Annotated in this window: 19 protein-coding genes; 7 read left to right on the plus strand and 12 right to left on the minus strand. The window is 72.7% G+C overall.

From position 1 onward, the window contains the following. Positions 1-14: 14 nt before the first annotated feature. Both G011_RS0109060 and wecB read right to left on the minus strand, forming a co-directional pair. The gene (locus G011_RS0109060) at positions 15-1,733 is read right to left on the minus strand and encodes a hypothetical protein (RefSeq protein ID WP_019608181.1); all 1,719 of its coding nucleotides are present in this window, start codon (positions 1,731-1,733) and stop codon (positions 15-17) included. Between the two features lie 330 nt (positions 1,734-2,063). After that, positions 2,064-3,173 (minus strand): non-hydrolyzing UDP-N-acetylglucosamine 2-epimerase, encoded by a 1,110-nt coding sequence (wecB, locus tag G011_RS0109065; protein ID WP_019608182.1) that lies wholly within the window; start codon positions 3,171-3,173, stop codon positions 2,064-2,066. 229 nt (positions 3,174-3,402) lie between these two features. On the opposite strand from wecB, the gene G011_RS0109070 reads away from it, so the two are divergent. The 4 genes from G011_RS0109070 (at position 3,403) to G011_RS0109085 (ending at position 8,710) form a co-directional block, all read left to right on the plus strand. After that, positions 3,403-5,130 (plus strand): glycosyltransferase family 4 protein, encoded by a 1,728-nt coding sequence (locus G011_RS0109070; RefSeq protein ID WP_019608183.1) that lies wholly within the window; start codon positions 3,403-3,405, stop codon positions 5,128-5,130. 103 nt (positions 5,131-5,233) lie between these two features. After that, the gene (locus G011_RS0109075; protein WP_019608184.1) at positions 5,234-6,595 is read left to right on the plus strand and encodes a nucleotide sugar dehydrogenase; all 1,362 of its coding nucleotides are present in this window, start codon (positions 5,234-5,236) and stop codon (positions 6,593-6,595) included. Between the two features lie 244 nt (positions 6,596-6,839). Continuing rightward, entirely contained in the window at positions 6,840-7,994 is a 1,155-nt protein-coding gene (locus G011_RS0109080) for a glycosyltransferase (protein ID WP_019608185.1), read from the plus strand. Between the two features lie 110 nt (positions 7,995-8,104). Further along, positions 8,105-8,710, plus strand: a complete 606-nt coding sequence (locus G011_RS0109085) for a malonic semialdehyde reductase (RefSeq protein WP_019608186.1) — start codon at positions 8,105-8,107, stop codon at positions 8,708-8,710. Between the two features lie 113 nt (positions 8,711-8,823). Here G011_RS0109085 and G011_RS0109090 read toward each other — a convergent pair whose 3' ends face one another. From G011_RS0109090 to G011_RS0109115, 6 genes are all read right to left on the minus strand, one after another. Then, positions 8,824-10,506, minus strand: a complete 1,683-nt coding sequence (locus G011_RS0109090; protein ID WP_019608187.1) for a PP2C family protein-serine/threonine phosphatase — start codon at positions 10,504-10,506, stop codon at positions 8,824-8,826. Further along, positions 10,503-11,552 carry a SpoIIE family protein phosphatase gene (locus G011_RS0109095; protein WP_019608188.1) on the minus strand — a complete coding sequence of 350 codons (1,050 nt, stop codon included), beginning with the start codon at positions 11,550-11,552 and terminating at the stop codon, positions 10,503-10,505. Before G011_RS0109095 ends, G011_RS0109090 begins: the two co-directional genes overlap by 4 nt. Then, positions 11,549-11,983, minus strand: a complete 435-nt coding sequence (locus G011_RS0109100; RefSeq protein ID WP_019608189.1) for an anti-sigma regulatory factor — start codon at positions 11,981-11,983, stop codon at positions 11,549-11,551. Before G011_RS0109100 ends, G011_RS0109095 begins: the two co-directional genes overlap by 4 nt. Next, positions 11,980-12,375 carry an STAS domain-containing protein gene (locus G011_RS0109105; RefSeq protein ID WP_013154862.1) on the minus strand — a complete coding sequence of 132 codons (396 nt, stop codon included), beginning with the start codon at positions 12,373-12,375 and terminating at the stop codon, positions 11,980-11,982. The genes G011_RS0109100 and G011_RS0109105 overlap by 4 nt, the downstream gene beginning before the upstream one ends. A 12-nt stretch (positions 12,376-12,387) precedes the next feature. Then, on the minus strand, positions 12,388-13,275 hold the full coding sequence (locus G011_RS0109110; RefSeq protein WP_026338157.1) for an STAS domain-containing protein: 888 nt from the start codon (positions 13,273-13,275) through the stop codon (positions 12,388-12,390). Between the two features lie 126 nt (positions 13,276-13,401). Next, positions 13,402-14,526 carry a PP2C family protein-serine/threonine phosphatase gene (locus G011_RS0109115; RefSeq protein ID WP_019608192.1) on the minus strand — a complete coding sequence of 375 codons (1,125 nt, stop codon included), beginning with the start codon at positions 14,524-14,526 and terminating at the stop codon, positions 13,402-13,404. 286 nt (positions 14,527-14,812) lie between these two features. On the opposite strand from G011_RS0109115, the gene G011_RS0109120 reads away from it, so the two are divergent. The 3 genes from G011_RS0109120 (at position 14,813) to G011_RS0109130 (ending at position 16,145) form a co-directional block, all read left to right on the plus strand. Next, a complete protein-coding gene (locus tag G011_RS0109120; protein ID WP_013154865.1) occupies positions 14,813-15,238 on the plus strand; it encodes a MarR family transcriptional regulator in 426 nt (141 codons plus the stop codon). 377 nt (positions 15,239-15,615) lie between these two features. After that, positions 15,616-15,801, plus strand: coding sequence for a hypothetical protein (locus tag G011_RS0109125; protein ID WP_019608193.1), 186 nt, complete (start codon positions 15,616-15,618; stop codon positions 15,799-15,801). Beyond that, positions 15,798-16,145, plus strand: coding sequence for a hypothetical protein (locus G011_RS0109130; protein ID WP_019608194.1), 348 nt, complete (start codon positions 15,798-15,800; stop codon positions 16,143-16,145). Before G011_RS0109125 ends, G011_RS0109130 begins: the two co-directional genes overlap by 4 nt. A gap of 145 nt (positions 16,146-16,290) precedes the next feature. Here G011_RS0109130 and G011_RS0109135 read toward each other — a convergent pair whose 3' ends face one another. The 4 genes from G011_RS0109135 to G011_RS0109150 form a co-directional block, all read right to left on the minus strand. Continuing rightward, a complete protein-coding gene (locus tag G011_RS0109135) occupies positions 16,291-17,157 on the minus strand; it encodes a glycosyltransferase family 2 protein (RefSeq protein ID WP_019608195.1) in 867 nt (288 codons plus the stop codon). A 302-nt stretch (positions 17,158-17,459) separates the two neighbouring features. Further along, complete coding sequence (locus tag G011_RS0109140) at positions 17,460-18,230, minus strand: CDP-alcohol phosphatidyltransferase family protein (protein ID WP_019608196.1); 771 nt, start codon at positions 18,228-18,230, stop codon at positions 17,460-17,462. Continuing rightward, positions 18,208-19,257 carry an iron-containing alcohol dehydrogenase family protein gene (locus tag G011_RS0109145; RefSeq protein WP_019608197.1) on the minus strand — a complete coding sequence of 350 codons (1,050 nt, stop codon included), beginning with the start codon at positions 19,255-19,257 and terminating at the stop codon, positions 18,208-18,210. Before G011_RS0109145 ends, G011_RS0109140 begins: the two co-directional genes overlap by 23 nt. Before the next feature lie 5 nt (positions 19,258-19,262). Next, positions 19,263-19,994, minus strand: coding sequence for a sugar phosphate nucleotidyltransferase (locus G011_RS0109150; protein WP_013154871.1), 732 nt, complete (start codon positions 19,992-19,994; stop codon positions 19,263-19,265). Positions 19,995-20,012: the final 18 nt, after the last annotated feature.

Raw genomic sequence — 20,012 nt, forward strand, 5'->3', positions numbered from 1 at the left:
GTTGCCCGTACGGCTCATCCGACGGCGCCGGTCGAGGCGTCGGCCGCGTCGGACACGGGGTCCTCCGCGTCGTCGCCCGTCCCGTGGTCGGGGCCCAGGGCCAGGAGCCGGGTGCCGCGGCGGTTCCACTCCGCCGGGTCCCAGCCGCGCCTCAGCAGCGTGGTGCGGACCAGTTCCGGCACGACCGCGCTGACGAAGACGTACTGACGGTCCGCGGTGCCGGGACGGTCGAGGAAACCGTGCGCGCCCGGCTCGGCGGCCGACGCGTCGACGGTACCGACCGCGTCGGCGTCTGTGCACTCCACCGCGCAGACCAGGTCGGCCAGGCGCCTGCGGCCGACCGGAGCGGTCCACAGGTGCGACCACGGCGCGGTGGCGCGCTCGGCCAGGGTGGCCCAGGGCTCCCCGGCGCGGCCGCCGGGCTCGTCGCGGGTGAGTTCCTCGGGGGTGTCCGGGGCGTTGAAGCGTACCGTGCGCACGGTGACGCCCTCGGCGCGCAGCCGCTGGATCCCGGGCAGGCGGGAGGCCGTACCGGGCACGACCACCTCGGCGGGCCTGAGCGCTGCGGCCAGCAGGTCGTCGGCGAGCCGGTCGGCGTCCGCCTCCCCCGCGGGGTCGGCCAGGACGGCCACGGACCGGCCGCGCAGCGGCAGTTCACGGCCGGGCGTGCCGGGCGGGAAGTCCAGGCCGTCCAGGATCTCGGCGAGGCGGACCGGGGTGGCCTCGCGCAGGAAGACCTGGCGGAGCATGCCGCGCTGCTCGGCCGCGGTGGGCTCCTCGGCGCGCATGCGCGGCACCGTGACGGCCAGGCCCTCCCCCGCGGTCACCGCGCGGGTGCCGCAGGCCCAGGCGCGGCTGTGCAGCCGGGGCTCCTCGGCGGTCAGGGGCGCGACGACGGCGACCTTGGCGGCGCGCAGGGCGTCGGCGAGGCCGCGGGAGTCGGCCTCCACCACGCCCGCGTCCAGCCCGGCGAGGACGCCGGGGACGGGATCCTCGCGGTGGACGCGCACGAAGACCGTCTCGGGCCCGGGCGTCAGGTCGGCGGCCACGGGGTTGAACAGGTGCAGGGGGACCCCGGCGTCGCCCCGGTGGACCCTGTCGAAGCCCAGCTCGCGCAGGGCGGGCGGCGAGGGGACGTCGTCGAGCAGGACCGTGGGGATGCCGCGGGAGGCGGCGGACTCCAGCACCCAGTGCAGGGCGCGGGTGCGGTCGGCGGCCGCGGGGTCGCCCACGTGCGCCCACGGCGACCCGGGGGCGGCGGCCGAGGCCGAGACCAGGACCAGGTCCACGTCGACACCGTCCATGACGATCTGGGCGTCGTGCGGGCGCAGCGGCACCGGGCGCACGTAGGGGTCGATCGCCTCCGCGATGGAGGGGCCGACGACCGTGGCGACGACCAGCAGGTCCTCGCTGCCCCCGCTCAGGCCGGTGAGCAGGCGCGACTCCTGGCGCTCGGCGTCGAAGGAGCGGACCGGCTCGGCGCCGCCGCGGCGGCGGCGGCGCTCGGTGTGCCGGGTGTTGCCGCTGCTGCGCCAGAGGCGGTAGAGGTCACGGGGAAGTTTGACCAGGGATTTGCCGGGGCGCTTGGCGGCGGCCGTGAGCGCCTTGCCCACCTGGAGCGAGGTGGAGCCCTCCAGGGCGGCGAGTCGGCTGCGCGCCTCCTGGAGCTGGGCCTCGCGCTCGGCCAGCGCCTGCCGGAGCTGTTCGGTCTGGCTCTGTTCACGCCGTTTCACGGTCTGCCACCTTGTGTTCGGTTCGGTTCGGCGAAACCACCGCGCCGTGCGTCGGGTCCGACTGCGACGTGCGGTGCACCCTGCGAGTGCCCGGCCGGGTGCGGATACCCATGGCCAGGCGTGTCGCGGGCCCGGCGGGGCCCCTCGGGTGCGGGACGGTTGGAGGGACATGTGCCATGGTGGATCACCTGGACCGCTGCGGGGGAATAGGGGCCGCTCTTCGGCGCGCCCCGCGTGCCTGGACCGGGACCGCGCCCCGTACGGCGCGTTCCCGCGCGCTGGCGTTCCTGGGTGCGGGAACGGGTGCGCGGTGTTCGTGTGTCATGGGGTTCACCTCGACCACTGGGTGAGCACGGAGGCGATGCGCTCCCCCGCGCGGCCGTCCCACAGGGGCGGGGTGTCGCCGATCCGCTCCGGGCTCCGCCCGTGCAGGACCTTGGTGACGGCCTGGAGGAGGTCGGCCTCCGTGACGAGCTGGTTGGTGCCGTGGGTGATGGTGACGGGGCGCTCGGTGTTGGGGCGCAGGGTAAGGCAGGGGACCCCGAGGATCGTGGTCTCCTCCTGGACGCCGCCGGAGTCGGTGACCACGGCGGCGGCGCCGCGGGTGAGCGCGACGAAGTCGAGGTAGCCCAGGGGTTCGAGGAGCCGCACGCGCGGGTGGTCGCCGAGCCCGGCCCGGTCGAAGGCGGCCTTGCCGCGCGGGTGCACGGGCATGACCACGTCGGCGAGGTCGGCGATCTCGTGCAGGCGCGCGGCGAGGCGGGCGGCGGTGTCGGGGTCGTCCACGTTCGCGGGCCGGTGCAGGGTGGCGGCGACGTAGCGCTCGGGCAGGTCCAGGCGCTCGCGCAGGGCGTCGGCGTCGAAGCGGTCGAGGTTGCCCAGGAGGGTGTCGATCATGGGGTTGCCGACCAGGTGGACGCGGGAGGGCGGGACGCCCTCGGCGGCCAGGTGGCCGACGGCCTCCGGGCTGGTGGCGAAGCACACGTCGCTGAGCTGGTCGGTGACGCGGCGGTTGATCTCCTCGGGCATGGTGTTGTCGAAGGAGCGCAGCCCCGCCTCCACGTGGGCGACGGGGACGTGCAGCTTGGCGGCGACCAGGGCCGCGGCCACGGTGGAGTTGACGTCGCCGTAGACGACCACCATGCCGGGCCTGCGCTCGGTGAACTCCTTCTCCAGGCCCACCATGAGCGCGGCGGTCTGGGCGGCGTGGGAGCCCGAGCCGACGCCGAGGTCGACGTCGGGGGTGGGCAGGCCCAGGTCGCGGAAGAACACCGCGGACATGCGGTCGTCGTAGTGCTGGCCGGTGTGCACGACCGCCTGGTGCGCGCCGCGTCCGCGCAGGGCGGAGACCACGGGCGCTGCCTTGACGAAGTTGGGGCGCGCGCCGACGACGTGCACGATCCCGGTGTCCTGGCTCCCCAGGGGGGCACTCGTTGCCACGGCTCTCACGTTTCCTTCTGTTGGGGTGCTGTTCCCGCCGTGACCGGCGGGACTGGTGTGGTCCGGCGGCGTTCCTTGCCCGAGCCGTCCCGTCCGTGTCGCCGTGGTGTCACCGTACGGTCACGTCCGCGTGGTTGTGTGACTGACCGTGCATGACACCCAAGCTTCCGAAACCCAGGTTCCGCGTCCGCGCGCCCGCTGGCCGCGAGCGGCGACGTTCACCCTCTCGTTGGCCTGGCGACACCTGCGGGCCGAACCGGCCCGGCTGCCGCTGCTGGCGCTGCGGCTGACGCCCGGTCCGCCCCGGCGCGCGGTGCGCGCCCTGGCCTCCCGGGCGGGCGGCCGGGCCCGCGCCTACGCCCTGTGGGACCAGGGCCGGCGCGCGGACGCCCGCGAGGCGGTGCTCACCGCGGCGAGCGGTGCCTCCCCCCGCCGGGTGGGCCGCCTGGTGGCGTCCTGCCTGGCGGCGGGAGACGCGGCCACCGCCCGGGAGCTGGTCGAACAGCTTCCGGAGGGCGCTCTTCGGGAGGCCGCGGAGCATCGGACGGCCCTGGCCACGGGACGCGCTGTCGCCGCGCCCCCGTCCACGTCGCCTGACCGTCACGCCATCACGTTAACCCGCGATCCACGAACGCCGCCCGACGCCACGGTGAACGCTCGGCGACCGGAGGCGTCGGAGGGTGAACGGTGGCGTGTGGCCGGGGACCCGGCGTCACCCGGAGCGGGCCTGCGGGTGCTGCACCTGGTGACCAACGCGCTGCCGCACACCAACGCGGGCTACACCCAGCGCACCCACAAGATCGCGGTCGCCCAGCGCGAGGCCGGAATGGACGTGCACGTGGTCACCCGGGCGGGGTACCCCCTGGTCAAGGGGGTTCCCGACCCGCGCACGCTGGTGCGGGTGGACGGCATCCCCTACCACCGCCTCCTCCCCTGGACCGCGCCCGCCGACGCCGCCCAGGAGCTGGCCGCGGGGGTGCGGCTGGGGTCGGAGCTGGTGGAGGCGCTGCGGCCCGACGTGCTGCACGCCGCGAGCAACCACCACAACGCCCGCCTGGCCCTGGAGCTGGGCCGCAGGTTCGGCCTGCCGGTGGTGTACGAGGTGCGGGGCTTCCTGGAGGAGTCGTGGCTCTCGCGCGACCCCTCGCGCAGCGTGGACGACGCCTTCTACCGGGCCGAGCGCGCGAGCGAGACCGAGTGCATGCTGGCCGCCGACCTGGTGGTGACCCTGGGCGAGGCGATGCGCGCCGACATCGAGGCGCGCGGCGTGCCGCGCGAGCGCCTGCTGGTGGTGCCCAACGCGGTGGACGCCTCCTTCCTGGCCCCGCTGCCCCCGGGCGCGGGGGTGCGCGCCGAGCTGGGGATCGGCGGCGAGGACTTCGTGGTGGGCACCACCACCAGCTGCTTCGGCTACGAGGGCCTGGACACGCTGCTGGAGGCGGTGGCCCTGATGCGCGAACGCGGCGAGGCGGCGCACGCCCTGGTGGTGGGGGACGGTCCCGAGCTGCCCGCGCTGCGCTCCCTGGCCGACTCGCTGGGTCTGGAGGGGGCCGCGCACTTCACCGGCCGCGTCCCGGCCGCGCGGGTGCGCGACCACCACGCCGCGCTGGACGTGTTCGCGGTGCCCAGGCGCGACGAGCGGGTGTGCCGTCTGGTCACCCCGCTCAAACCCGTGGAGGCCATGGCGGGCGGGCTTCCGGTGGTGGCCAGTGATCTCCCCGCGTTGCGAGAGATCGTGGAACCGGGAGTGACAGGAGAGTTAATTCCGGCAGGCGAATCGGCGACCCTAGCCGATGTGCTGACAAAACTCGCTTACAGTCGTGAAAAGCGGATCTCCTACGGCAGTGCGGGTCGCGATCTCGTCGGCGACCGTACCTGGGCCGAGGCCGCATACCGCTACAACCAGGCGTATCGGGTTCAGATTCGCGAAATGACCGAACCAGGCCAGAACCCGTAAGCGTGGACAACACGTGCTTACACTCAGACGTCTAACGCACTGAGCAATGGCACTTCCCGCTATTTACGCCCGTTCACGAGATGAATGCGAGTGTGACCACGAAGTGGATGCCGCAGCCTCCAACCCAGCCCTTGTCTCCGAGCAGTCCGCCGGTGCGGTCAGCGACCTCGTCGTTCTCGGCCTCGGCTACGTCGGCCTGCCGCTGGCGGCCGAGGCCGTGTCCGCCGGCCTGAAGGTCACCGGTCTGGACGTGAGCGACCGCGTCGTCGACGGGCTCAACAACGCCGTCTCGCACGTGGACGACCTCTCCGCGGAGGACGTGCGCCGGATGCTGGACCGCGGTTTCACCGCGACCACCGACCCGGCCTGCCTGGCCGCCGCGCGCACCATCGTGATCTGCGTGCCCACGCCGCTGTCGGCCGAGGGCGGCCCCGACCTGGGCGCGGTGACGTCCGCGGCCGAGGCGATCGCCGCCCAGCTGCAGCCCGGCACCCTGGTCATCCTGGAGTCGACCACCTACCCCGGCACCACCGAGGAGGTGGTCCGCCCGCTGCTGGAGAAGTCCGGCCTGGTCGCGGGCGCCGACTTCCACCTGGCCTTCTCGCCCGAGCGCATCGACCCCGGCAACCCGACCTTCGGCGTGGCCAACACGCCCAAGGTGGTCGGCGGCCTGACGCAGGAGTGCGGCGAGGCGGCGGCGGAGTTCTACGGCGCCTTCGTGAACACGGTGGTGCGGGCGCGCGGCACCCGCGAGGCCGAGATGGCCAAGCTGCTGGAGAACACCTACCGCCACGTCAACATCGCCCTGGTCAACGAGATGGCCATCTTCTGCCAGGAACTGGGCGTGGACCTGTGGGACTCCATCGCCGCGGCGGCCACCAAGCCGTTCGGCTTCCAGGCCTTCTACCCGGGCCCGGGCGTGGGCGGCCACTGCATCCCCATCGACCCGAACTACCTGTCGTACAAGGTCAAGACCCTCGGCTACCCGTTCCGGTTCGTGGAGCTGGCCCAGGAGATCAACGGCCGCATGCCCTCCTACGTCATCCAGCGGGCGCAGGAGCTGCTCAACGACTCCGGCCTGGCCCTGTCGCGCTCCAAGGTGCTGCTGCTGGGCGTCACCTACAAGGCCGACATCGCCGACCAGCGCGAGTCCCCGGCCCGGCCGGTCGCGCGCAAGCTGGCCGCCAAGGGCGCCACGCTGACCTACCACGACCCGCACGTGGAGTCCTGGCAGGTCGACGGCGTGGACGTGCCCAGGTCCACCGACCTGGACCGCGCCCTGGCCGAGGCCGACCTGACCATCCTGCTCACCGACCACGCCGAGTACCGGCCCAAGCGGCTGGAGGAGTACGCGCGGCTGCTCCTGGACACGCGGGGCGTGCTGCGCCGCCCCGACCCCGAGGACTCCGCGATTCCCTCGCAGGTGCGGCGCCACGTCACACGGGAGGGCATCGAGGTCCTGTGAGCTGAGGGACCCGTCCCGACGGGCACGCCGATCCGCGACCACACCGCGTTCATCGGCGTGCCTTTCGGCGTTCACCTTCGCCCGGCCGAAGGTTCACCCGCTGCACTCCGTGCGGCCACCGGGCTTTCCTCGGCGCGTCTTTCCCGCTGAATACCGTGACGAAGAGCTGATACCGCTCCGAGAGGAGCGGCCAGGCCGATCCGCCCGAGAGGGCCTCAGACGGCGACACAGGTAGGTGAGATCGATGCACGCGCTCGTGGCCACGGTGGTGCACCACCCGGAGGACGCACGGATCCTGCACCGGCAGATCCGCGCCCTGTTGGACGCCGGACACAGCGTGACCTATGTGGCGCCGTTCCGCGAGTGCGGGGTGACCCCCTGGTCGGAACTGCGCTCGGTGGACGTGCCGCGCGCCTCGGGGCGCGAGCGGCTCGCCTCGCTGCGCGCCGCCCGCGCGGTGCTCGCCGAGCAGGCGCCCCTGGCCGACCTGCTGCTCTTCCACGACCCCGAACTCCTGATGGCCCTGCCGTCCAGACGCCCGGTGACGGTGTGGGACGTGCACGAGGACACGGCGGCGGCCCTGCTCACCAAGGCGTGGGTGCCCCGGGCGCTGCGGCGTCCGCTGGGCACGGTGGTGCGATCCTTCGAGCGGCGCGCGGAGCGGCGGATGCGGCTGATGCTGGCCGAGGAGGGGTACCGATCCCGGTTCCGCCTGGAGCACCCGGTGGTGCCCAACACCACCGAGGTGCCGGAGTTCCCGGCGCGCGAGCCGGGCGACGACCGGATCGTGTACCTGGGCCAGGTGTCCGAGGCGCGCGGCGCGCGCGAACTGGTGGAGCTGGGGCGCATGCTGCGCCCGCACGGCGTGCGCCTGGAGGTGATCGGCGGGGCCGACGCCGGGGTGCGGCCGCTGCTGCGCGAGGCCCAGCAGGAGGACGTCCTGCACTGGTACGGGTTCGTGCCCAACGACCGGGCGCTGCGGATCTGCGCGGGCGCCATGGCGGGGCTGAGCCTGCTGCACGACACGCCCAACTACCGGCACTCGATGCCGACCAAGGTCGTGGAGTACATGGCGCACGGCCTGCCGGTGGTGACCACGCCCAACCCGGTGGCGCAGGAGCTGGTGACCGGCCGCCCGGAGGGCCCGTCGGGCCTGGTGGTGCCGTTCGGGGACGTGTCGGCCGCGGCGGAGTCGGTGCTGCGGCTGCGCCGGGACGCGGAGCTGCGCCGGAACCTGGCGCGCACCGGGCACCGGATCGCGCGGACCTCCTTCCACTGGCCGGTCCAGGCGCGCCTGTTCGTCAAGCGCCTGGAGGCGTGGGCGGACGAGGCCTCCGGCGGGCCGCTGCCCGTCGTGCCGCCCCCGCGGAGTCGTCAGCGCACTCCGGTGCGTGACTGACCCCACTTCCAGTCCAAGAAATATCTTCCTCGTCAACAAGTGTTGTGGTCCGTGTCGGAGCCGACTCCGCACGGCCCCCCGCCACACCACGAGCACGACCGAGGAAACACATGACTGACGCGCTGGTACTCGACAAGGCGGCCCAGGACCTGCTCTTCCGGGACGCCCGTACCGCGAACAGCTTCACCGACGAGCCGGTGACCGAGGAGCAGGTCCGCGCGATCCACGACCTGGTCAAGTACGGGCCGACCGCCATGAACAACCAGCCGCTGCGGGTCACCGTGGTGCGTTCGGCCGAGGCCCGCGAGCGCCTCGTGGCGCACATGGCGGGCAACAACGCCCCCAAGACCTCGACGGCGCCGCTCACCCTGATCCTGTCCGCGGACTCCGACTTCCACGAGCACTTCCCGAAGACCTTCCCCGTCGCGCCCGACGCCCGGGACAACTTCTCCGGGATGCCCGTCGAGGCCCGCGAGAGCATGGCCCTGCAGAACGCGTTCCTCCAGATCGGCTACCTGGTCCTGGGCGTGCGCGCCGCCGGTCTGGCGGCGGGGCCGATGACCGGCTTCGACGCCGAGGGCGTGCGCCGCGAGTTCTTCGGCGAGGACTCCACGCTTCGGCCCCTGGTGGTCATGAACGTCGGCAGGCCGGGCCCGGACGCGTGGTTCGACCGCCTGCCGCGCCTGGAGTACGACGAGGCCTTCACCGAGGTCTGATCCGCGGCCCCTGCACCGGGCCCGGGAGGGCGGGCGACGGGGGCGGGGCACCGTGTCAGGGGCCGGGCGCCGAGAGGCGCCCGGCCCCTTGCGCGCGCGGGCCCGGGCCGCCGCTACCCGTCCGCCCGCGGGGCGTCCCGCTCGGCGGCGAGGAAGACCAGCAGGCACACGTCGTCGTCGCAGTCCTGGTACTTGACCATGGCGTCCAGCAGGTCGTCGGCCGCCTTGTCCGGGCCGCCCCGCCAGTACGGCGGTCCCCCGAAGCCCTCCACCAGGCGCGCGATCCCGTCGTCGATGGACTCCCCGCGCCGCTCGATCAGGCCGTCGCTGTACAGCAGCAGCGCGGCGCCCGGGGGCAGTTCGACGGTGTGGTCGGTGTAGGTCAGCTCCACCGGCAGGCCGAGCATGCCGCCGGACGGCAGGGGAACCGCCTCCGCCCTGCCCTCGCCGTCGCGCCACAGCGGCGGCGGGTGCCCGGCTCCGGCCATCACCACCTCGGGATCCCCCGGCCGGAAGCGCACGATGACCGCGGTCGCGAACAGGTCCGGTTCGAGGTGGCCCAGCAGCCGGTGCAGGCGCTCCAGCAGTACGGCCGGGCTGCGCTCCTCCAGCGCGTAGGCGCGCAGGGCCGTGCGCAGCTGGCCCATCATCACCGCGGCGTGGATGCCGTGCCCGGTGACGTCGCCGACCACCCCGATGAACTCGCCGTCGCCCCGCGAGAAGACGTCGTACCAGTCGCCGCCCACGTTCATCCCGCGCGTGGCGGGCAGGTACCGGGCCGTCATCTCCATCCCCGGGGTCTCGGGCAGCTCGGTGAGCATGGCCCGCTGGAGGGTGGCCGCGGTGTCGCGCTCGCGCTCGAAGCGGCGCGCGTTGTCCAGCGACGCCGCCGCCCGCCGCGCGAGTTCGACCAGCACGACCTCGTCGTCCGCGTCCAGGGGGTCGGTGCGGCGCAGCAGCAGCACCCCGAGCAGCCCCGAGCCCGTGAGCAGGGGGAGGGCCAGTTCCCCCTCCCCGGCCAGGGCGTCCGTCGGGCGTCGCCGGGCCGCGGCCAGGAGCACCGTGTCCGGCACGGCGGCCTCACGCGCGCCGGAGGCGCACAGGCCGCCGTCCTCGTCGGTGAGCCACACCTCGACGGCGTCGGCGCGCTCGGGCACGAGCAGGTCCTGGATGCGGGCGAAGATCTCCGACTGGTTCAGGGAGGTCATGAGCCTCGCGCTGGCCGTGGAGAGGAACGTGAGCCTGTTGCGGGCGGCCTCCGCCTGGTCCCGGGCCGCCCGCTCGGCCGCCAGGAGCCTGCGCTGTTCGTCGCTGGCCTCGGCGAGTTCGGCGTGCAGCGCGAGCACGCCCTGGTTGGTCTCCTCCAGCTCGCGCTGGTGCCACTCCAGCTCGCGTGCGCGCTCGGCCGCGACGGCGGCCACCCTCCCCGCGCGCTCGGAGGTGCGCAGCAGCTCCGCCGCCAGGAGTTCGGCGTCGGCCTCCTCCGGACCGCCGTCCGCCGCGACCTCCGGGTCGAGGGGCTCGGGGAGGGGCAGGGCGGACTCCCAACAGTTCTCCCCCGCGCCGTCGCGGACGGTGGCGCGCAGCACGAGCCCGTCCTCGGACAGCTCCACCGCCAGCGCGGCCGGGCCGTCGGGTTCCGCCGCGCGCAGCGCCGACGAGGAGGCGCCGTCCAGGAACTCCAGTTCGGCCTCGTCCCCGCCTCGCGCGGCGCCGAGCACGCGTGCCATGGCCGCGCGGGCCCGCGCCGCGTCGACCGCGCCGCGGACCCGCAGGTCGAGCAGCGGTTGCGTCATCGTCCTCCCCCGTCAGGGCGTGCGGTGTGCGTGACCACGGCGACGCTGGTGTCGTCGCGCAGCGGACGGGCCGCGCTGCCCGAGTCCCGGAACACCGCTCCGGCCACGACCGCGGCGTCGTGGCCGCGCAGTGCCTCGACGCCGTCGGGTTTCCAGCGTCCCGGCACCCCGTCGCTGTGCAGGATGAGCATGTCGCCCGGGGACCACTCCCGCCGGGCCGGGGCCGGCGTCCGCAGGGAGAAGGCCCCCACGATCCCGGGTTGGGAGAGCAGTGTCTCCCAGCGCCCGCCCCGGTACAGGCGCGCGCCGATGTTGCCGACCCCGCAGAAGGTGAGGCGGCCCCGGGACTCGTCGATCTCGGCGATCGCCACGGCCGCCCCGCGCGTGCGCCGCAGCGCCTCGTGCAGCCCGCGCAACAGCGTGTCGGGGGTCCCTCCCCGGCTCCCGGTCACGAAGCGCGAGGCCACGTCGGCGGCGTCCGACGCGGCCTCACCGTGCCCGAGCCCGTCCGCGAGCATGACCGTGCGCAGGGCTCCGCCGCTGCGGAAGGCCAGGGCGTCCCCGGAGAGCTTGTAGCCGCCCAGGGGGACGTGTATCCCGCCCGTGGCCGCGCGGGCGCCGAACAGCGCGCGGTCGGCGGGCCGGGCGAACCGGGCCACCGCGACCGTCCCCCTTCCGGGAGCGCTCTGGACCTCGAAGAAGTCGGCGGCGCGCGCGCAGGCGCCGAGCCCCGCCCCCAGGGAGTCCTCGGAGGTGGAGAAGCCGTCCTCCATGGCGCGCGGGACGTCGGGGATCCCGGGGCCGTGGTCCAGGGCGAGGATCTGCAGCGCCCGGGCCGTTCCCCACGGCTCCCTGGCCTCCTCCGCCACGAAGCGCCCACCACCGGCGTACCTGCACATGTTGGTCGCCAGTTCGGACGCGGCGAGGGCCGCGGCGTCCGCCGCGGCCCCGTCCAGACCGATGCCGAGCGCGGCCTTGCGGGCGGTCCGGGCCGCTTCGGACACGTGCGTGGCGTCGGTGACCGCCAGGTCCCAGACCCTGGTCATCGGGCTCCGCGCCCGTAGGGGTCGGCCCAGGAGGTGATGGTCACCCTGGTCCCTCCCTCGGGGAGGTTCTCGATCTCGAACTCCTGCACGAGGCGTTTGGAGCCGCTCAGGCCCATGCCCAGGCCGCCCGCGGTGGAGTAGCCGTCGGTCAGGGCCATGTCCACGTCGGGGATTCCCGGCCCGGAGTCGACGAAGGACACGCGCAGTCCCTGTCCCGCCTGGCCGTGGACGACGCTGATCTCGGTGGACCCGCCCCCGCCGTGCAGGAGTGTGTTGCGGGCCAGCTCGCTGGCCGCGGTCACGAGCTTGGTCTGCTGGACCAGGCCGAATCCGGTCTGCTGTGCCAGGGCGCGCACCTGTTGTCGGACCACGGTCAGGTCGGTGTCCCTGCGGATGGGTACGTGGATCGGTTCCGCGGAGGTCCGGCTCACGTCGCGCCCCGTTCCGGCCGATCCTTCCGTTCGATGGTGACCCCGAAGCTGGCCGCCGCCTCGGTGACCGTGCGGGCGGTGTCCATGCCCGGCAGGGTCAGGCCCAGTTCGACCAGGGTGATGGCCACCGCCGGGCGCATGCCGACCAGGACGGTCCTGGCCGCGAGGAGCCGGGAGGAGGCCGCCACCTCGGCGAGGACGCGTGCGAGGAAGGAGTCGACCATGTCGAGCGAGCTGATGTCGATGATGAGTCCGCGCGAACCGGTGTCGGCCACCGCGGCGGTCACGTCGTTCTGGAGATCGACCGCGGCCTCGTCGGGGAGTTCGCCCTGGATGCTCACGAGCAGCAACCCGCCGAGGTCGAGGACCGGGATGGTGGGAGGACTAGTCACGTACCTGTCCAATCAGCTCTCGGGGCCCTTGACGGACTGCACGTTGCGCTGACGGCGCTCCAGCGCCCACTCCAGCGCGTCGGCCAGACTGGCGCGGGTGGTGACCGGGCCCAAGTCGAGGCCGAGTTGGACGATGGTCTGGGCGATGGCGGGGCGGATACCGGAGATCACGCACTCCGCGCCCATGAGCCGCGCCGAGGCGACGGTCTTCATGAGGTGTTGGGCCACGAGCGAGTCCACCGTGGACACGCCGGTGATGTCCAGGATGGCGATGGTGGCCTTGTGCTCGACGATGGCCTCCAGGAGGTTCTCCATCACCACCTGGCTGCGCGCGCTGTCGAGCATGCCGATGAGCGGCACGGCGACGAGGCGGTCCCAGAGCTTGACGACCGGGGTCGCCATCTCCAGGAGCTGCTGGCGCTGGCGCTGGATGATCTCCTGGTTCTCCTGGAGCATGCTCTCGACGACCATGACCCGCAGGGTGGCGAACAGCGTGACGAGCTGGACTCGGATGTCGCACAGCTCGTCGGGCCCGGTCCCGGGGGCGTCCGAGACCAGCAGTTCCATCGCGGCCTCGCCCAGGACGCCGACCTCGCGGTCGACCTGGGCGATGGACAGCCCCGACCTGGTCCGCGAGGCGGTCATGGCGACGAGCTGTTCGCGGACGGGGTGGAAGCCCGGGGCCTCCAGGTCGTCGACGCGCCCGCTGTCGGCGACCACCGCGAGGGAGTCGACGACGGCGTGGCAGGCCTCGACGGCCTCGTCCCGGGTGACGGTGAACACCGTCTGGAAGAGGGGCAGGTCGGCCCACCGCTGGGCGATCTGCTCCCTGCGGCGCCGGAGGAAGGCGGACACGATCCGCGCGCCCGACCCTGAGTGGTCGGATGCTCCGTCAGTCATACATCTCCTCGTGGTCCTGCGTGTCACTGGAAGGGGGATTCCGCGTTGTTGCCGCGTGGCAATTGTCTACCAGACCTGAGGCGGGCGGGCACGGGGCGCGGCGTGCGCCGGAGCGGGACGCGGCGCCTACTCCGGCTCGGGCCGACCCCGCCAGTCCAGGCACACCACCAGCGCGTCATCGAGGGACTCGTGGTCGCCCCGGTACTCGGCCAGGTGGCGCAGGACCTCCTGGGGAACGGAGGCGCTGGGCACCAACCTGGTGGCCAGGATGGCCAGGGACAGGGCTCGGGTGCCGAAGGTCTCCCCCTCAGACGATCCCTTGGCGTCGAACACGCCGTCGCTGACGAACACCAGCCGGTCGCCCGGCTCGACCCGGAAGCTCTCCGCGGTGTAGACGGTGTCCTCGGCCATGCCCATGGGCAGCTGGGCCTCGAAGGGCATCTGCTCGACCCGGTCGCCGCGCAGGCGGTAGAGGAGGGGCGAGCCCGCGTCGACCGCCTGCACCTCGCCGGTGGCCAGGTCGAAGCCGAGCAGGAGGACGTCCAGGTAGCGCTCTCCCCGGTAGTGGGCGTAGACGGCCTTGTCGGCGAGGGCGACCTGGTCGGCCAGCGGGATCCCGCTGCGGCGGGCGTTGCGCAGGGCGTTGACCGCCAGGCTGGTCAGCAGCGAGGCGTCGATGCCCTCGCCCATGCCGTTGGTGATGCCCAGGGTGAGCCGGTCCGGCGCGGCCGACCAGTCGAAGTTGTCGCCGCGTATGGAGTAGGCCGGCTCCAGCTGGGCGCCGATGCTGTACTCGGGGCACTCGAAGCCCCGGCCCGGCAGCAGGTCCCACTGGACCTCGGCGGCCAGGGTGAGTCGGTCCCTGCGGCGCAGCGTCCGGTAGACGTCGGTGTCGCGTTCGGCGACGAGGATCTCGTGGCCGAGCACGCGGGCGACCTGCTCCAGTTCGGCGAGCACCCCGGCGGAGTAGTCGTCCGCCTTCAGCTCGACGGTGAGCACGCCCAGCCGGTCGCCGCGGGCGCTGACCGGGAGGTGGACGGTGACGGCCTCGGACCCGAAGCTGTCCTCGACGAAGGTCTCCTGCGCGCCGAAGACCCTGCCCACGACACTGTTGAAGACGGAGTACTCCCCCGCGCACTCCCCGGGCGGATCGGGGACGTGGCAGAGTACCTTGAGTCCGTAGTCAGCGAGGAAGAGTTCGGCGGACACCGCCGCGTAGTCCTCGGAGAGAGCCCCGCGGAGGACCGCCATGAGCCCGTACGGTTGGGCCTCGCGGAGGGACCGCGCTACGGTCTCGTATCTGTTCACTGGCTCGACCTGTTTTTTCTGTGCCGATTGGAGAAGTATCCCGCACACCGGCACGGGTACGGTCGGCGGGCGCGGAACGGGGCGTTCCGTTATGGTCGTAGAGGTACCCCATTTCCGATGCCGGATGGGTACAGCTCACAGACGCGACGTGTGAGAGTGGAAAGTGAGTCCTGAATCGCAGGAACCGACAGCCGAAGCAGCCCGTGCGGCCTCCACCGTCACCGAACTCATGGAAGTGCTCTGGGGGCGCGGCCGTGAGGTCGCCTCCTCACCGGTCTCCCCTCCGCAGCTCAAGGTCCTCTTCATCCTTGAGGAGGAGGACGGTGTGAACCTGCGTACGGTGACCGAGCGCCTGGGTTCCACCCCTCCGTCCGTGAGCAGGCTGTGCGACCGCCTCCAGGCGGTCGGCTTCGTGACCCGGACGCCGAGTCCGAACAGCCGTCGTGAGCTGAGGCTCTGGCTGAGCGAGAGCGGCCGGACCTTCCTGCGCGACCTGAGGGCTCGCAGGGAGGCTGAGCTCCACGAGGTCATCGCCCGCATGCCCCCGCGCAAGCGGGTGATGCTCATGGAAGGGCTCGTGTCCTTCCGCGAGGCGGCGAGCCGCTCCGAGGAACGCTCCGAGAGTTCCGACCAGCCGAACTTCCGCACGGCTTGAGCCACTGGTGCGGACCGGGCGGTCGGCCCGGCGCCACGTCTGGGTGGAACCCCGGCGTCCCCGCCCTGCCCTGGGCAGCCGCCACCTCGGGGCGGGCTTCCCAACCGTAAACAATGCCGCCAGAGTCAACTATTGTCAAGCGGCAACAGTTTTCCGTCACCGCATCGAGGCCGCGGCCGCCGCCCTGCCCCCGCCGCGTCCCGCCCCGAGGAATCCGGGTCGAAAACGCCGAACCGCCGGTCCGTCGGAGCCCGCTCCCCTAGGCTTCACCTACGCTTGGGCCACAGCAGCTCAGGCGCCGACCCCTCTCCCCTCTGTGCGACCGGCCGGGACTGCGTATGGTTCGTCCACGACACCCGAACAAGGATCTGGAATCCGTGCTCCGGGCAGCCGAGGTCAGACAGTGGAGGGTCGAGCGCAGGAAGAAGTACTACAAGATGTACTGCCCGTGCCCGGAGAAACACTTCAAGACCGTTAAGCTCACGCCCTCCGGGGCAAATTACCTCAAGGACCTGCTGGGGCAGCTGCGTCGGGCCACATGCTGGGAGGAGCGGAACCTGTGACCACACACCACCTCGTAGCCGACCTTTCCTTCGAAGCACGGAACGGCGCCGACAGTGACGGGGACTTCGACGACTTCGTCGACCGCTTCGTCGACGAGTTGGACAACCTCCAGGAGTGCGATCCCGGCATCGTCGACCCCGACGTGGTCGGAAGCCTGGCCAACCGCACGCTCTCGGTGACGATGGGTGTGGAGGCCGGAACCCTGGAGGACGCCTCACGCCTGTTCTCCGCCAACGTGCGCGCGGCGCTGCACGCGGCCGAATGCGGAACGCCGACCTGGCCCCACTTCGTGCCGAAGGATCGCGCCCCCCAGGTGCGCCACCGCGACGCGGCCACCAGCTGAGCGAAAAGCCCCCTCGACCGGTGGGTCCGAGGAGTTCTGGAACTCCGGAGCCCGTCGGTCGAGGGGGCTTTTCGCTGTCGTGGCCGGACCGGCCACCGGCGCGCGGGGCGGCGGGCCCCGGCCGACGCCGGGGCCGGCCGGGGGATCAGATGATCGGCGGGCGTCCGGCGCGGGTCATCCGCCACGCGGTCGACCAGCTGATCGGGGTGCGCGGACCGGCCTCCTCGCGCCAGCCCTCCCGGAAGCCCCCGAACCACGAGCGCAGCGCGTCGCGGTCGCGCTCGCGCAGCACGGTCAGCCCGACCCAGGTGCCGAGGTAGGCCGCGGCCAGGGGCCAGGGCAGGTTGCGGCGGGCCAGCCACACCCGGTTGCGGGCGTTGAGCCGGTAGAAGTTCTCGTGCCGGGTCGGCGCCACCGCCGGGTGGTACATCACCGCGTCGGCGTCGTACTCGATCCCGTAGCCCGCGTCCATGATCCGCCAGGCGAGGTCGGTCTCCTCGTGCGCGTAGAAGAAGTCGCCCGGCAGGCCGCCCCCGGCCTCGAAGGCGGTGCGCCGGATCGCGCACGCCCCGCCCAGGAACGTGGTCACCACGCTCGACTTGCGGGAGTCGCCCACGCGCAGGCGCGGCACGTGGCGGCGCTGGTCGGGGCCGCCGTCGGGGTCGGCGATGCGGAAGGACAGCGCGCCCAGCGACGGGTCGGCGGCGAAGCGCTCGCGCACGTGGCGGGCGAGGTTCCTGGAGCGGTACCAGCCGTCGTCGTCCAGGAAGAGGATGATGTCGCCGCTGGTCGCGCGCACCCCGTGGTTGCGCCCCTCGGGGATGCCCACGTTCTCCGGCAGGCGCACCCGCGTGACGCCCTCGGGCAGCTCCGGCAGGTCCGCGCCGTTGCCGACGACCACGACCTCGACGTCCGCGTCCTCCTGCTCGAACACGCTGGTGATGGCGCGGCGCAGCTCGGCCGGACGGTTGCCCATCGTCAACAGGACGCAGGACAGGGTGGGCGCGGACACCTGGGGGCGGCTCCGTTCGGCTCTGGGCGCTGGGGAGACCGTCACCTCCGGCTTCTCCGGGCTCGGTGAGGACGGAATCACGGGTGTGGCCATGGTTGCGACCGTTCAGTGGACGAAGTGTTACTGGAAGGTTGACACACGGCCAACGATCGCAGGAACAGACTAACGAAAGAATAAAGGGAAGGTGGACGGGACCGTGGACAGGGTAACCTGCACGGCCCCGTTCGTGACGTCAACGTCATCGGCGCGTCGTTCGTGACGCTCCGACCCGGTTCGGGCCGGGGGCGCCCGAAGTGTCCGCGCTATTCGAGGCGGCGTGAGGCGAGCACGCTCACGAAGTGCGCGAAGCTCATCAGCACGCCCACCGCGGCGCACGCCGCCACCAGGATCCGGGTGGCCGTCAGGTCGCCGAGGAAGGCGTCCACCACGGCCGCCACCACGACGATCAGGGACAGCTCCACGGCCTGGATGAGGCGGTGCACCTTCAGCGCCGAGGCCAGGCGGCGGGCCAGGCTGAGCCCGGACGAGCGCGGACGCATCGCCTCGTCCGAGACCTTCTCGGGCAGGCCCGCCTTGGCCCGCGCCACCACCACGTTGTCGGTCTCGGCCTTGATGAGCGCCACGCCGATCGCCGCGGCCATGCCCAGGATCACCCAGCCGCCCGGCTCCCACTCGCCCTGGGCGCGCACGCCCAGACCGATGAGGAGCGCGATCTCGGACACGTAGTGGCCGATGCGGTCCAGGTAGATCCCGGCCACGCTGGTGCGGCCGGTGTAGCGCGCCACCTCGCCGTCGGAGCAGTCCAGCAGCAGGTACACCTGCACGAACAGCGCCGCCACGATCGCCGACCACAGGCCGCCGAAGGCGACCACGACCCCGGCGAGCACGCCGAAGGCCATCATCAGGTAGGTGATCGGGTTGGGGGGGACGCCGAGCCGGACGAAGAACGTGGTCAGGTACGGGGACAGGTCGCGCATGTAGAGGCGGCCCGCCCAGTGCTCCTCGTTCGTCCTCTCCTTGATGCCGGCGGGCTGGCCGCCCGCGCGGACCTCAGCGACCGACGGCTTCGACATAGTCCTTGACGCTCCGTCCGATCTCGTCCTCGGAGAGGTTCAGGTGTTCCAGGATGGTGAACCGGCCCGGACGGGTGTCCGGGGCGTGGACCACCGCCCGTGCGAACTCCGCCTCGTCGAGTCCGACGTCGGAGGGCACGACGGGCAGCTCGTGACGGATCAGGCAGTCGCGGATCTCGTTCATCCGCGCCTGCGACCAGTCCAGGTGCCGCACCCGCAGGAAGGACGCGTACAGCGCGCCCAGCCCGGCGAGCTCGCCGTGGTTGCTGGTGCCCGGGTGGAGCTGGGTGATCGCGTGCAGGATCTCGTGGCACGCGCCGCTGGCGGGGCGGCTGGACCCGGCCACCGACATCGCCATCCCCGAGAGCACCAGGCCCTCGGCCAGCACCGTGAGGAAGGCCTCGGACTCCACCGAGTCCGGGCGGTGCAGGACCGCCTCGGCCGCGACCCTGGCGAAGGTGACGGACATGCCGTCCACCGGCTCGCCGTTGACCCGGCCCGCCAGCTCCCAGTCCTCGATGGCGGAGATGTTGCTGACCACGTCGCCGATGCCCGAGCGCACCAGGTGCGAGGGGGCCGCCCGGACGTAGTCGACGTCGATGACCACGGCGATGGGCATGGTCACGCCGATGGAGGGCTTGCCGCCCTCGTGCTCCAGCGAGCTGACCGGCGAGGCGATGCCGTCGTGCGCGAGGTTGGTGGCCACGGCCACCATGGGGATCCCCGCCATGGTGGCGGCGAACTTGGTCACGTCGATGGTCTTGCCGCCGCCGATCCCGGCGACCGCCTCGTAGGCGCCCGAGCGGAGCTTCTTGCCCAGCTCGGTCGCGGCGTCGACGGTGCCCTCCTCGACGTGGAAGACCTCGCAGTTGGGCAGGTCCAGCTCGGAGGCGATCTGCGCCCCCTGCCCCGGGCCGACGGCCACGGCGATGCGTCCCTCGGTGGCGATCCTGCGGTCGGCGAGCAGCGTCCCGAGGGAGGAGACGGCTCCCCGGCGCACGTCGATCGCCAGCGGGGAGGGGAGCATGCGGGCTAGTAGCGGCATGCGATCTCCCTCGCCTTGGCCAGGTCGTCGTGGTTGTCGACCTCGACCCAGTCCACCTCGCCGATCGGCGCCACGGCGACCTTCTCGCCGCGGTTGACCAGCTCCTGGTAGCCGTCCTCGTAGTACAGCTGCGGGTCGCGCTCCCAGGTGGCCTTGAGGGCGTCGGCGAGACGGGCGTCCAGGGAGCCCTCGATGAGGGTGGCGCCGATGTACTCGCCCGCGGCGGTGGCCGGGTCCATGAGCTTGGTGATCGTGCGCAGGTGGCCCTCCTCGTCCAGGGTCACCTTCATCTCCTCGTCAGCGAGGCTTTTCACGCTGTCCACCGCGAGGAGCAGTTCCGGTCCCCGTGCGGCGAGTAGCGTTTCCTCGACGCTCACGGGGTGAACCGTGTCGCCGTTGACGAGGAGGACGCCCTCGGAGAAGAACTCGCGCGCGGTCCACAGTGAGTAGGCGTTGTTCCACTCCTCGGCCTTGTCGTTGTGGCTGAGGGTGAGCTTGACGCCGTGGCGCTCCTCCAGTGCCTCCTTGCGCGCCTCGACCGCCTCCGCGCGGTAGCCGACCACGACGACGACGTCGGTCAGCCCGGCCGCCGCCAGGTTGCGCAGCGAGATGTCCATGATGGTCGTCTCGCCGTCGACGGGCACCAGCGCCTTGGGCAGGGTGTCGGTGTAGGGGCGTAGACGGCGCCCCGCGCCTGCGGCGAGAACCATTCCGAGCATGAGGGCGTGTTCCTCCTT

Origin of the sequence: Nocardiopsis sp. CNS-639 (assembly GCF_000381685.1) — a bacterium.
Classification (GTDB): domain Bacteria; phylum Actinomycetota; class Actinomycetes; order Streptosporangiales; family Streptosporangiaceae; genus Nocardiopsis; species Nocardiopsis dassonvillei.